Source organism: Pseudoxanthomonas kalamensis DSM 18571, from assembly GCF_010211745.1.
In the GTDB taxonomy this organism is placed as follows: Bacteria; Pseudomonadota; Gammaproteobacteria; order Xanthomonadales; family Xanthomonadaceae; genus Pseudoxanthomonas_A; species Pseudoxanthomonas_A kalamensis.
Genome location: NZ_PDWQ01000003.1, coordinates 312,545 through 325,445, shown reverse-complemented (window position 1 = coordinate 325,445; position 12,901 = coordinate 312,545). Strand labels below are relative to the sequence as shown.

The window sequence follows — 12,901 nt, the reverse complement described above, 5'->3', positions numbered from 1 at the left end:
GCAGTCATTCTAGCGGTCGCCGCTGTCGCCTTCGCGATCAGGCGCGCGAGAAATCGAAGGCCAGCACGTCGGCGATCCGCGACGTGTCGCACAAGGCCATCAGTAGGCGGTCTACGCCCAGGGCCACGCCGGCGCAGTCGGGGAATCCGGCCTGCAAGGCTGCCAGCAACGCCTCGTCCAGAGGCAGTTGCGGGTCGCCGCGCTGCGCACGCAGGGCCAGGTCGCGCTGGAAACGCAGGCGCTGTTCATCGGCATCGGCCAGCTCGTGGTAGCCGTTGGCCAGTTCCAGCGGGCCCAGGTACAACTCGAAGCGTTCGGCCACCGGCACGCCGTCGCGTTCGGCCAGCCGCGCCAGCGCCGATTGCGAAGCCGGATAGTCGTACACGGCCAGCAAGCCGTCGCGCGGAAACTCCGGCTGCAGGCGATGGGTCATCAGCAGGTCCAGCCAGTCGTCGCGACTCAGGTCCTCGTCGTCGATGGCGATGCCGCTGCCGGCACGACGCAGTTCGTCCAGCGTCGCCGTCATCGGATCGAGACCGAGCCGGTCGCGGTACAGGTCGCGGAACGTCGTCTTCATCACGCTTGCCGAACGCCCGACCAGCGCCAGCGCGGCCTGCACCAGTTCCACCGTTTCGTCGATCAGGCGATGGTGGTCCCAGCCCAGCCGGTACCACTCCAGCATCGTGAATTCCGGGTTGTGGCGACCGCCGGCCTCGCCGTCGCGAAACACCCGCCCCAGCTCGTAGCAATCGTCGATCCCGGCGGCCAGCAAGCGCTTCAGCGCGAATTCCGGTGAGGTCCGCAGCCAGCGCGTGCGCGCTGCGCCGTCGGTGCGGCCGGAAAACTGCAGCGAGAACGAGGCGATGTTGGCGTCGGTATTGCCCGCCACCGACAGCACCGGCGTCTCCACTTCCATCACATCCCGAACTGAGAAGAATTCGCGGATCAGCGCATTGAGCCGGGCGCGCAGGCGAATGGCATCGATGGACGCCGAAGGTCGCCAGTTCATGCGTGTTGCGCCAGGAAAGCCAGCAGACGGTCTTCGTCCCAGATCTCGACGCCCAGTTCCTGCGCCTTGGTCAACTTGGAACCTGCTTCGGCGCCGGCGACCACGAAGGACGTCTTCTTCGACACGCTGCCGGCCACCTTCGCGCCCAGCGCTTCCAGCTTCGCCTTGGCTTCGTCGCGGGTCAGCGCCGACAGGGTTCCGGTCAACACCGCCGTCTGTCCGTCCAGCGGCAGAGCAACCGATTCACCGGCCTGCGGCGCCAGTTCCAGCAACCGGGCGATGGCGCGTTCGCCCTCCAGCAGCAACTGCCCGTGACCAGGCGCCGCCAGCCAGTCGGCAAGCGCCTGCGCGGAAGCCGGCGGCAAACCGGCGGCGACCAGTTGCGGGATTTCCGCATCCAGGATCGCCGCCGCCGAGTCCAGCGCCGCGGTCAGTGCCTGCGCACGCAACGGGGTGAGGGTCGGGATTTCGGATTCGACCAGCAACGCGGCCAGGTCCAGCCCCTTGCGCAGCTTCGGCGATGGCGGATGCGCATCGGTCACGCGCACGCCGCGGGCGAGCAGGTCGTCGATCACCTGCTGGTTGCCGGCCTGGTCGAAGAAGTGTCCGAGCGAGCGCGCAACCTCGCCACCGATGTCCGGCACCCGCTTGAACAGCGGCCACGGCAGCCGGCGAATCAACTCCAAGTCGCCGAACCACGCCGCCAACGCCTTGGCCGTGCTCTCGCCGACATGCTGGATGCCCAGCGCGAACAGGAAACGCTCCAGCGTGGTGGCGCGGCTGCGGTCGATCGCCTCGATCAGGTTCTCGGCCCACTTGGTCGCCACCTTGCCGGCCTTGACCGTCTCCGGCGTGGTGCCGTCCCGCTCGTCCGCCCGCCGCTTCATCTCCAGCAGATCGTCCAGCGTCAGCCGGTACAGGTCGGCCACCGAAGCGACGAACCCCAGATCGCTCAGATCCTCGACGAACCGTTCGCCCAGCCCCTCGATATCCATCGCCCGCCGCGAGGCGAAGTGCAGGATGCTTTCCTTGCGTTGCGCCGGACAGCTCAGCTCGCCCGAGCAACGCCACACCGCTTCGCCCTCCTCGCGCACGATCTCCGAACCGCAGACCGGGCAGTGCGCGGGCATCGCCCACGGCACGGTGCCCGGCGGGCGATGTTCGGCGATCACCCCGACCACTTCCGGGATCACGTCGCCGGCGCGGCGGACGATCACGGTATCGCCGACCCGCACGTCGAGCCGCGCGATCTGGTCGGCGTTGTGCAGGGTGGCGTTGGTGACGACCACGCCGGCGACCTGCACCGGCGCCAGCCGCGCCACCGGGGTCGCCGCGCCGGTGCGGCCGATCTGGATGTCGATGGCCTCGACCATGGTCGACTGTTCCTGCGCCGGGAACTTGTGCGCAATCGCCCAGCGCGGCGCGCGAGAGACGAATCCCATCTCGCGCTGGCCGGCATAGTCGTCCAGCTTGTAGACCACGCCGTCGATGTCGAACGGCAGGCTGTCGCGGCGTTCGCCGATGCGCCGGTAGTAATCCAGCAGGCCGTCGGCGCCGGTCACCACTTCATTCAGCCCACTGACCGGGAAGCCCCATTCGCGCAGACGCTTGAGGGTGGCCGAATGGGTCGGCGCCAATTCGTCGCCTTCGACCCGTCCCAGCGCATAGGCGTAGAACGCCAGCGGCCGCTGCGCGGTGATGCGCGGATCGAGCTGACGCAGCGAACCGGCCGCGCCGTTGCGCGGGTTGGCCAGCACCTTGCCGCCGTGCAGGCGGGCGTGTTCGTTGTAGGTCTCGAAAGCGGCGCGCGGCATGTAGACCTCGCCGCGCACTTCCAGCAACTGCGGCCAGCCTTCGCCGCGCAGGCGCAGCGGGATCGCCTTGATCGTCTTCAGGTTGGCGGTGACGTCCTCTCCGCTGGCGCCGTCGCCGCGGGTCGCACCTTGCACGAACACGCCGTGCTCGTAGCGCAGGCTGATCGCCAGGCCGTCCAGCTTGGGTTCGGCGGAGAACGCCAACGATCCGCGGCCGAGCTTCTCGTCGATGCGCTGGACGAAGTCGCGGACCTCCTCGTCGCTGAAGGCGTTGCCCAGCGACAGCATCGGCAGCGCATGGCGAACCTCGGCGAAACGGCCCGACGGCGCACCGCCCACGCGCTGGGTCGGCGAATCCGGCGTGCGCAGCTGCGGATGCGCGGTTTCCAGTTCATCCAGCTCGCGCAGCATGCGGTCGTACTCGGCATCCGGAATATCCGGCTCGTCCAGCACGTGGTAGCGGTAGTTGGCGTCGGCCAGCTTCTGGCGCAGCTCGGCGGCACGGTGCGCGGGGTCGGGGCGTGCGGTCATCCTGCAATTTTACCCGCCCGCACCCTTGCCGCCGCCGTCCCGAAGGCGCTAGTTTCAGCACACCCCACGCGCTTCCGGAGCCCACCCATGCCCGCTCCCCTGTCCCGCCGCGGTTTCCTTGGCCTGTCCGCCTGCAGTCTGGCCACCGCCGGTCTGGCACCGCTGCTGGGCAACGCCAGCGCCGCACACGCCCAGTTGCCGCCCAGCCTGCCGGGCATGGATTCGCCCGATGCGGTGCTGCTGAACTTCAACGAGAACCCGCTGGGGCCGTTTCCCGAAGCGCTGAAAGCCGCCGCCGACGCCCTGCCGCGCTCCGGCCGCTACCTGTTCGGCCTGCAACGCGAACTGGTCGAACGCTTTGCCGAACTGAATAAAATGGCCGCCGACCGGGTCGCGCCCTACGCCGGCTCCGGCGTGGCGCTGGATTCGGCGGCGCTTGCCTTCACCTCGCCGCAGGCCGGGCTGGTGACCGCCGACCCCACCTTCGAATCGCTGGCGCAGATGGCCGACGCGCATGGCGCCCGGATCGCCCGCGTGCCGCTGCGCGCCGACGGCGCCCACGACGTGGAAGCGATGGCCGCTGCCGATCCCGGCGCGGGGCTGATCTACGTCTGCAATCCCAACAACCCGACCGGCTCGATCACCCCGCGCGCGCAGATCGACTGGCTGCTGGCGCACAAGCCCGCCGGCAGCGTGCTGCTGATCGACGAGGCCTACATCCACTACTGCGACGAGCCGGACACGCTGGACCTGGTCCGCAACGACGCCGACGTGATCGTGCTGCGCACGTTCTCCAAGATCTACGGCATGGCCGGCATGCGCCTGGGACTGGCCATCGCCCGCCCCGACCTGCTGCAGCAGCTGGTGCTGTTCGGCATGAACAGCCTGCCGGTGGCCAGCGTCGCCGCCGGCATCGCCAGCCTGGACAATCCGCGGCACCTGGCCGTGCGCAAGGCCGAAAACGCGCGCGTGCGCGAGGACACCATCGCCTGGCTGCAATCGCGCGGCTACGCCTGCCTGCCCAGCCAGGCCAACTGCTTCATGGTCGAAGTTCCCGGCAACCCGCAGGGCTTCGTTTCGCGCATGGCCAGCCACAAGGTCTTCGTCGGCCGCAGCTGGCCATCCATGCCGCAACACGTGCGCGTCACCGTCGGCACCGCAGTGGAAATGCAGAAGTTCTGCCAGGCCTTCGATCAGGTGATGGCGGATTGAAGGCCTAAGCCAGCCTACGCCAGAAACCCTGTCGAGGGAATTTAAGCCCGCCTTACCCTAAATCAAACCGCGCCGCGAAGCGGCATCGGCTTGAACGAATTGTTAGGTTCGCTGCCAAGGATCTAGCAGTTCCCCTCTAGAAAGCTTGAACTCTACCTTGGATGCCCATGACGCAGTAGTAGGGATTTGCGCTGGCCTGTACATACCCACAAAGCACTTTGGGAAGTTGGTAACTGCCGGGCTGAGGTAATGAAATGCATAGATGTCGAAGGCAAAGATGCAAAAGGGAACGCCATTGTCAAAGTGTTCCCAGACGCAGGCGTACCGGAAATGCCCGTTGTACGCAGTAATGCGGTCAGCGCTGCCCGTCAGCAGGGCCTTGCTTACGGCTTCCGAAAAGGCATACGCCTGATCGAGTGGCCGCTCCGGCTCACCGGTCGTTCTATCTGCGGCCGGAATGGGCACGTGAATGCTGTTTGGTGTTTCAATCGGCAGGTACGACTTGTAGAGAAGTGAATGCATGCCACGGACGACGCGAAGGCCAATTGCGGCGAGAGGAACGTTGGTAACAGCAGCAGCCTGATTGCCGTTGAATGGCAGCCAGTATGCCTCTAGTCGCTTTGTGACACCCTCGTCTTGGCTCTTTTTGCGACTGTGCAGTGCGTCGGTCAGTATCCCGAGTAGATCGTCGACGCCATGCCATTGATTGTTGCAGGTCTTGTGCGTCGGAAGAATTACCGGAAAGTTGATCCGATCGCTTGGCGCGAAAAGGCCCTTTGGCGGGCAGTGATCGCGATCTACTGGCTTGAGTCCTGCGAGCGCTTCGCCGCAGAGGTAGCAGAATGACGGCTGCCCATGCTTCCTAAGCTGCGTTTGCGAAGATATCTCCAAGCGAACCTAACTAGTGTTTATCCGCCAACCACCCAGATAACTCACCTCACCACTTCGGCGTCTTCGTCAACGGCGGCGCTTCGTGCTGGCGATCGTAGGCGCGCAGTTCTTCGCGCAGGTGCTGGATGCGCTGGCGGCCGAGGGCGTTGCGGCTGTCGTCCAGGACCACGCCGTTGAGCAGTTCGGCCATGCGGTTGACGTTGGGCAGCAGCATTTCCCAGGCGTCCAGCGCGCTGACCGGCGCCGGCAGGGTCAGGAAGAAGGCAATGGCCGGGGTTTCCAGTTCGCGGATGGTGGTCATGTCGAAACTGCCCGGCTGCATGATGTTGGCCATGCTGAACACCGGGCCGCGCTCCGGGTGGTTTTCCACCAGCCGGTGGAACACGTTCATGTGACCGAGCACCAAGCCGGTTTTTTCCGCCGCCACCACGATGTCCTCGCCACGCAGGGTCTGCCCGGCGCGCGCGGCCACGTACAGCGAAACGATCTTGTCGAAATCCTGGCTGGGGCGCTTGCCCAGGTCGCTGTCCGACGCCACCCCGCCCGGCAGCACCAGTTCGGGCTGGCTGACCGCCTCGCCGCTGTAGTCGCCCGGGTCTTCGGCGTCTTCGCCTGCGCCCGGTCCGGGTTCGATCCGCGAGGTCGGCGCCGGCGCCGGTTCGCGTTCCAGCCGCCGGCCCTGGCTGGGTTTCTTCGGGCGGCCGAAATAGAAGATCGCCGCCAGCAGGACCAGGCCTGCGGCGAGGATTCCGATTCTGAGCAAGGTCATGTCGGACATTCAGCCAATTCTCCGCCGGGGGTCGGGAATGGGGGGCAACCGCAAGGATGTCACCTCAGGCCGCGCCCGCCAAGCGCGCGGCTTCCTCCAGGTCCACGCTGACCAGACGGCTGACGCCCGGCTCGCGCATGGTCACGCCGCTGAGCTGGTGCGCGACTTCCATGGTTGCCTTGTTGTGGGTGACGATCAGGAATTGCACCTTTTCGCTCATTTCCCGCACCAGGCTGGCCAGACGACCGACGTTGGCCTCGTCCAGCGGCGCATCGACTTCGTCCAGCAGGCAGAACGGGGCCGGGTTGAGCTGGAAGATGGCGAACACCAGCGCCACCGCGGTCATCGCCTTCTCGCCGCCGGACAGCAGCGAAATGTTGGACACGCGCTTGCCGGGCGGGCGTGCCATGATCGCCACGCCGGTGTCCAGCAGGTCCTCGCCGGTCAGTTCCAGATAGGCGTGGCCGCCGCCGAACAGGCGCGGATACAGCTGCTGGATGCCGGAATTGACCCGGTCAAAGGTGTCCTTGAAGCGGCCGCGGGTCTCGCGGTCGATCTTGCGGATGGCGTCTTCCAGCGTTTCCAGCGCGGTGGTCAGGTCGGTGTTCTGCGCATCCAGATACTCCGAACGCTGGCTGGCTTCGCCGTACTCGTGGATGGCGGCCAGGTTGACCGGTTCCAGCCGGCGCATGCGGCCGTCGATGGCGGTCACCGCCTGTTCCCAGTCCTGCAGCTGCGCCACCTCCGGCAGGGTGGCGACCACCTCGTCCAGCACGAAGCCGGCCTTGACCACCGCCTCGGTCAGCTGCTCGGCCTTCAGCACCAGCGCCTGCTGGTCCAACCGGCGCTGGGAGATGGCTTCGCGCTGGGCCAGTGATTGTTCGTCGCGCTGCTGGCGGGTCTGCTCGAACTGGCGCAGGTCGTTGTCGATGCCGTCCAGCGCGGCGCGCGCTTCGGACAGCTTCTGGTCGGCGAGCACGCGCTGCTCGAGCGCGGTCTGGCGTTCGACCTCCAGCGTCTGCACCGGCGAGTCGCCGGCGTCGAGCTGGCTGGCCAGTTCGCCGAGCCGGGTGTCGAGCTGGCCGCGCTGGTTGCCCATCCGCGCCAGCGCCTGTTCCAGCGCCACGATCTGCGCGCGCTGCGATTCCAGTCCCAGCGCCACCGCGTGCGCGGCGTCGCGCGACGCGCGGGCCGCGTCGCGGGCGGCGTCGCGGGTTTCGGCCAGCTGCCGGCGCTCGGCGTCCAGCGCCTGCCGGCTCGATTCCAGTTCGGCCATGCGCTCGACCGCCGTTTCCAGCCGCGCACGCGCTTCGCTGGCCTGGCTGCGGCTGGCATCCAGGGTTTCGATCAGTTGCGAGGTCTCGCTGTCGATTTTCTCGATCCGGCCGCGCATCGACTCCACGCGTCCCTGTTGGCTCTGTAACTGACCGGCTAGTTCCGACACGCTGCGATGGGCCATGTACAGGCTGCGCTGCGCGTCCTCGCGCTGCTGCTCGGCGACCAGCATGCGGTCGCGACGGGCGGCGATGTCCTCTTCCAGCGCCTGTTCGCGCTGCTGCAGTTCGGCGATTTCTTCCCGCAAGGACTGGATCTCGCGCTCGCGCAACAGCGCGCCCTGCTTGGCCGCACCGGAACGCAGCACGCGCACCCAGCCCTCGCCGAGGCGCTCGCCGTTGCGGGTGATGACCGAATCGCCTTCGCCGAGTCCAGTCAGCAGGCGGCGTGCGCCGGCCAGGTCCTCGGCCACGTGCAGGCGCGCCAGCAGGCGACGGATCGCCAGCGGGCCGCGCACCTTGGCCGCCAGCGAAGTCGGCGCGAAATCAGCGTCGCCGTCGTCGGCCGACACCAGGGTCAGCCGGCCCTCGCCGAGTTCGCCCAGCGCATCGACCAGACTCTCCGGCGCCTCGACCAGCACGCCTTCGATCAGCTGGCCTAGCGCGCCTTCGACCGCGTTTTCCCAGCCCGGCTCGACCTGCAGGCGCTCGCCGACGCGGGTGGCGCTGTCCAGGCCGCGACGCTGCAACCATTCCACCGCCGCGCCCTGCTCCTGGCCCAGCGCGGCATGCTGCAGGGTCTCCAGCGAGGACAGCCGGCCGCGGGCTTCCTGCGCGCGCTTGCGCAGCTCGGACAATTCATTCTGGCTGCCGCGCTGCTGGTCCTGCAGCTCGGTCACCGCCTGCTTGCGGGTTTCCAGCTCCTGGCCCAGCCCGTCCAGTGACGCCTTCTGCGTCTCGTGCTCGCGGGTGGCGGCTTCGAAGGTCGCGGCCAGCGCGGCCAGATCCAGCCCGGCGCGTTCGCCGGCCAGCGCCTCGCGGCGGCGCTCGGCCTCGAAGGCCTGCTTGTCCAGGTAATCGACGCGGGTACGCTCGACATCGGCGGCGCGGGCGGCCTCGGATGCGTCGCGCCCGTGCGCTTCCCAGCGCTGCTGCCAGTCGGCCAGTTTCGTCTCGGCTTCGCGCAGCGCTTCCTGCCGCGCCAGGTCGTCCGCTTGCAGCTGTTGCAGTTGCGGTTCGGCACCGGCGACCGCTTCGCGCAGCACCTGCAGGCGAGCTTCGTCGCCTTCGATGTGCTGACCGAGTTCGGCCAGCGCACTGTTCGCCTCGTCGCGCGCCTTCTGCAGGCGCTCGGCCATTTCCTGCTGGTGCTGGATCTGCTGCTCAAGCCGCGCCAGGGTGCCGCCGATCTCGTACACCGCCGCCTGCGCCTGGTTCAGCGTCTGGCTGGCCGATTCGCGGCCGGCGCGGGAGGTTTCCAGCTGGCGTTCGGCTTCGCGCTGTTCGGCGATGATCTGCTGCAGGCGGGTCTCTTCCTGCGCCAGCCCTTCGCGCAGCGATTGCAGCTGGCCGTCCAGGCCGCGATATTCCAGCGCCTTCCACTCGGCGTCCTTGACCCTGCGTTCTTCCTGCAGGGCCTGGTACTGCTCGGCCTGGCGCGCCTGCCGCTTCAGGTGTTCCAGCTGCTTGCCGATTTCCTCGCGCAGGTCGTTGAGGCGGTCGAGGTTCTCGCGGGTGTGGCGGATGCGGTTCTCGGTCTCGCGGCGGCGCTCCTTGTACTTGGAGATGCCGGCGGCTTCTTCCAGGTACACGCGCAGGTCTTCCGGCCGCGCCTCGACAATCTGGCTGATCATGCCCTGCTCGATGATCGAGTAGCTGCGCGGGCCGAGGCCGGTGCCGAGGAACAGGTCGGTGATGTCGCGGCGGCGGCACTTGGTGCCGTTGAGGTAATAGGTGCTCTGGCCGTCGCGGCTGACGGTGCGCTTGACCGAAATCTCGTTGAACGCGGCGAACTCGCCGCTGACGGCATGGTCGCTGTTGTCGAAAATCAGCTCGACCGTCGCCTGCGCCACCGGCTTGCGCGCCGAGCTGCCGGAGAAGATCACGTCGGTCAGCGAATCGCCGCGCAGGCGGCTGGCCGAGCTTTCGCCCATCACCCAGCGCACGGCGTCGATGATGTTGGACTTGCCGCAACCGTTGGGCCCGACCACGCCGGTCATGTTGGTCGGCAGGTGCAGGGTGGTCGGATCGACGAAGGATTTGAAGCCGGACAGCTTGATGGTGGTCAGACGCATGCGTGATTCGTGCCGGCGGTCGCGCCGCCTTTCGTGTGATATAGGTTGAAGTTCTCCCGCCAGGTCATTGATCCAGCTGGAAGTTCGCATGCCGGACCCGACATGCCAACGGACGAGTATACCGGCCGCCGCGGATTCCGCCGTGAGCGTGGAACTACTCCAGCCCCAGCTCGATCCGCACCTTGCCCTCGTGCTCGACCGGCGTCTTGTTGAGGGTGACGAAGACCCGCGCCGGATCCAGCTCGCCACCGGCCAGCAGCGCGTCCTGGATGGCGTCCGCGCGCGCGCGCGCCAGCTGCTGCACTTCCTCGGCCGGCGGCCGGTAATGGTCCAGCAACTGCTGCTGCAGCCACTCGGCGCGCGCCTGGTCGCGCAGGGCGTGACGCTCCTTGCGGCTCAGTTCTTCCTGGGCCGGGTCCTGCGCCTGTTCGGTTTCCGGGTAGTCCGGCTTGTGCTCGAACTCCTGCCTGTACAGCTTGGCCAGCCGGTCCACCTGCTCGTCCGCCGGCAGGCCCTGCAACGGATCGGCCCCGCCCTCGCCCGCCAGCGCCTGCTGCAAGCGCTGCTGCGCGATCGCGGCGGCATCGACCTCGGCCAGCACGCCGGCCGGAATCTCCAGCTTCAGCGCCGGCCGGTCGACCAGCCCCTTGGCCAAGGCCGCCAGCTGGCTGCGCCCGGCTTCTCCCAGTTCGGCCGAGCCGGCAGTGAAATCGACGAACTGCGCGTCCTCGGCGCCCTCGAACAGCGAGCCGAGGAAGGCGAACGGCGCGGTGACGATCTTGGTCAGCAGGTTCTTGAGGATCTGCCAGACCACCGGCCAGACCCGGAACTTGGGATCGTCCAGCGAACCGGTCACCGGCAGATCCAGGTCGATCACGCCTTCGCGGTTCTTCAGCAGCGACGTCGCCAGCCGGATCGGCAGGCTGACCTTGTCCTTGCTGTCGGTCGCCTCGCCCCATTCCAGCTGATCCAGCACCACGTGGTGGCTGGCGTCCAGCTTGCGGTCGCTGATCTGGTAATGCAGCTCGGTGCTCAGCTTGCCCTTGGCGATGGCATAGCCGGCAAAGCGGCCCGAGTACGGATTGAAGATCGGCAGGTCGATGTTGCTGAACGCCATCTTGATGTCGGTGTGCTTGTCGAAGGCGAACAGGTTGGTGCCGCCCTGGATGGTCACCGGCGAATACTGGTTGACGACGTGGCCGTTGAGGTCGATGTCGGCAACCGAATTGGTGGCGGTGGACAGGCCGGAGATGCTGCCGTTGAGGGCATCGATCCGGGCCTGGAAGCTGGGGTCCATGGAAAAATCGGCAAAACTCATCGTGGCGTTGTCCAGCCGCAGCTTGCCGACCTTGATCGGCATCTCGTCAGAGGTCGAGGCCGGCGCCACGCCGGCTTCCTGCGCGGAGAAGATGTCGACCAGGTTGATGTGCTGGTCTTCGGTAACGATGACCCGCGCGAACGGGCGATGCAGGCGCACTTCGCGGATCGATACCGCGTCCGGCGCCTCGCTGTAGGCAATGCCCTGCGCATCGACCCGGTCCCAGGACACGAATTCGCGCATGCCCTCGGTTTCGACCAGGTCGAAGCCGCTGACGCTGCCGTCGCCGTCGAAGCTCAGCGCCGGCCCGGGTTCGGCCTCCGGCCGCATCTGCACCCGCCCCTTCGCCGCCACGGTGCCGGATTTCAGGGTCAGGCCGGGCAACGCCGGCAGGTATCCGGTCACGTCGCCCAGCGACAATCCCGACACGTCCAATTGCAGGTCGGCGGCGACGGTCTCGGGGACGATCGTGCCGTCCAGCGCCAGTTGCGCCTTGCCGTTGACGGTGGCGGACAGCTTCATCGGCACCGGCCGGGTCAGGTCCAGGCTGACCTCGTCCAGCTGCAGGTCCATCGGCGACAGCGCGAACTTGCCGCTCGGGCGCACCGTGCGGTCTTCCAGATCGACCTGGGCCTGCTGCAGGCCCAGGTGGTGCAGGACGAAGCTCCAGTCCGTGGCGGCAGGATCGGCAGTCGCCGGCGCCGCAGCGGTATCGGTTCCCGCCTCGGCGACGGACGCCTGCGTAGCGGCGGGGGCAACCGGAGCTGTTTCCGGCGCGAACATCTGCAACAGGTTGATGTTGCCGTCCGCGTCCATCCAGACCTTGGCCTGCACGCCGTCCAGACGCAGCGCATCGGCCTCGATGCTCTGTCCGGCCAGCGACAGCCGGGTGTTCTCCAGGGTCGCCTTCGGCAACACGACCCAGTCTTCATCTGCGCCATGCGCGCGCAATGACAGGCCGCTGGCCACCGCCTGCGGCAAGCTGGCGTCCAACCGCAGCGGACCATCGCCACCGGCGCCGAAGTCATAATTTCCGGCGAAATCGAAACTTCCAGCGGTCAGCGTCGCCGGCAGCTCCTCGCCGAGGAAGGCCTGCACGCTGTCGGCGCGCAATCCCTGCACCTTGAACTGCCCGCGCGAGGCCACCGGCTGCAGGTTCACGGTGCCGCTCCATTCGAAGCGCTCGCCCTGCTCGCTGGCCGCGGCCAGCTGGAAGCCGCCGCTCTCGGCCACCGTACTGAGGTCGGCCAGCCCGAAATTGATCGGCGCCAGGGTCTTTTCCGGCTTCAGCCGGCGGCTCCAGTCGGCGAAATCGACCCGTCCGTCGCGCACGTTGAGCTGCCCGACCCGCACTTCCGGCAGCGGCGCCTGCGGCTCCTCCGAGGGCGGAATCAGATCGGTCAGGTTCAACGAGCCGTCGCTGCGGATGATCGCCCGCGCATACGGCCGCTCCAGGGTGACTTCGCGGAAGTCGTAGCCGCGCTTGAGCAGCGAACTGCCCTGGAAATCGACATACAGCCGGCCGACCCCGAGCAGTGGCCTGGCCGACGCCCGCGCGTCCGGATCGCGGATGGCGATGTCGGACACGTCCAGTTCGAAGGTGAAGGGGTTGAAGCGGATCTCGCCCAGGTCCAGGCGCTTGTGCAGGGTCTGTTCGACGTACGCGGTCGCCTGCGAGCGGCCGATCTTCGGCACCAGCCAGAAACCGGCCACGGCGTACAGGGCGACGGCGACCAGCAGCGCGGCCACGCCGAGCACGGGCCACTTGTAGCGTTTCAGAAACGACATG

At 67.6% G+C, this 12,901-nt stretch carries 7 protein-coding genes; 1 reads left to right on the top strand and 6 read right to left on the bottom strand.

What is annotated here, in order from left to right; genetic code table 11:
• Window positions 1-37 precede the first annotated feature (37 nt).
• A complete protein-coding gene (gene epmA / locus CSC70_RS07855; protein WP_162456109.1) occupies window positions 38-1,009 on the bottom strand; it encodes an EF-P lysine aminoacylase EpmA in 972 nt (323 codons plus the stop codon).
• On the bottom strand, window positions 1,006-3,354 hold the full coding sequence (gene ligA / locus CSC70_RS07850) for an NAD-dependent DNA ligase LigA (protein ID WP_162456108.1): 2,349 nt from the start codon (window positions 3,352-3,354) through the stop codon (window positions 1,006-1,008). The genes epmA and ligA overlap by 4 nt, the downstream gene beginning before the upstream one ends.
• A gap of 87 nt (window positions 3,355-3,441) precedes the next feature.
• Here ligA and CSC70_RS07845 point away from each other — a divergent pair, with 87 nt between their 5' ends.
• Complete coding sequence (locus tag CSC70_RS07845; RefSeq protein WP_162456107.1) at window positions 3,442-4,566, top strand: pyridoxal phosphate-dependent aminotransferase; 1,125 nt, start codon at window positions 3,442-3,444, stop codon at window positions 4,564-4,566.
• A gap of 102 nt (window positions 4,567-4,668) precedes the next feature.
• Here the strand turns inward: CSC70_RS07845 and CSC70_RS07840 are convergent, their stop codons facing one another.
• The 4 genes from CSC70_RS07840 to CSC70_RS07825 all read right to left on the bottom strand — a co-directional run bounded on the left by CSC70_RS07840 (window position 4,669) and on the right by CSC70_RS07825 (window position 12,900).
• Window positions 4,669-5,457, bottom strand: coding sequence for a hypothetical protein (locus tag CSC70_RS07840; protein ID WP_162456106.1), 789 nt, complete (start codon window positions 5,455-5,457; stop codon window positions 4,669-4,671).
• A gap of 46 nt (window positions 5,458-5,503) precedes the next feature.
• Window positions 5,504-6,235 carry a cell division protein ZipA gene (gene zipA / locus CSC70_RS07835; RefSeq protein ID WP_162456105.1) on the bottom strand — a complete coding sequence of 244 codons (732 nt, stop codon included), beginning with the start codon at window positions 6,233-6,235 and terminating at the stop codon, window positions 5,504-5,506.
• Between the two features lie 55 nt (window positions 6,236-6,290).
• On the bottom strand, window positions 6,291-9,794 hold the full coding sequence (gene smc, locus CSC70_RS07830) for a chromosome segregation protein SMC (RefSeq protein ID WP_162456104.1): 3,504 nt from the start codon (window positions 9,792-9,794) through the stop codon (window positions 6,291-6,293).
• Between the two features lie 154 nt (window positions 9,795-9,948).
• Window positions 9,949-12,900, bottom strand: a complete 2,952-nt coding sequence (locus CSC70_RS07825) for a DUF748 domain-containing protein (RefSeq protein ID WP_162456103.1) — start codon at window positions 12,898-12,900, stop codon at window positions 9,949-9,951.
• Between the last annotated feature and the right edge of the window lies 1 nt (window position 12,901).

Coding starts and splice junctions, on each gene's coding strand:
- epmA (WP_162456109.1), bottom strand. CDS start 1,009: ATGAACTGGCGACCTTCGGCGTCCATCGATGCCATTCGCCTGCGCGCC.
- ligA (WP_162456108.1), bottom strand. CDS start 3,354: ATGACCGCACGCCCCGACCCCGCGCACCGTGCCGCCGAGCTGCGCCAG.
- CSC70_RS07845 (WP_162456107.1), top strand. CDS start 3,442: ATGCCCGCTCCCCTGTCCCGCCGCGGTTTCCTTGGCCTGTCCGCCTGC.
- zipA (WP_162456105.1), bottom strand. CDS start 6,235: ATGTCCGACATGACCTTGCTCAGAATCGGAATCCTCGCCGCAGGCCTG.
- smc (WP_162456104.1), bottom strand. CDS start 9,794: ATGCGTCTGACCACCATCAAGCTGTCCGGCTTCAAATCCTTCGTCGAT.
- CSC70_RS07825 (WP_162456103.1), bottom strand. CDS start 12,900: ATGTCGTTTCTGAAACGCTACAAGTGGCCCGTGCTCGGCGTGGCCGCG.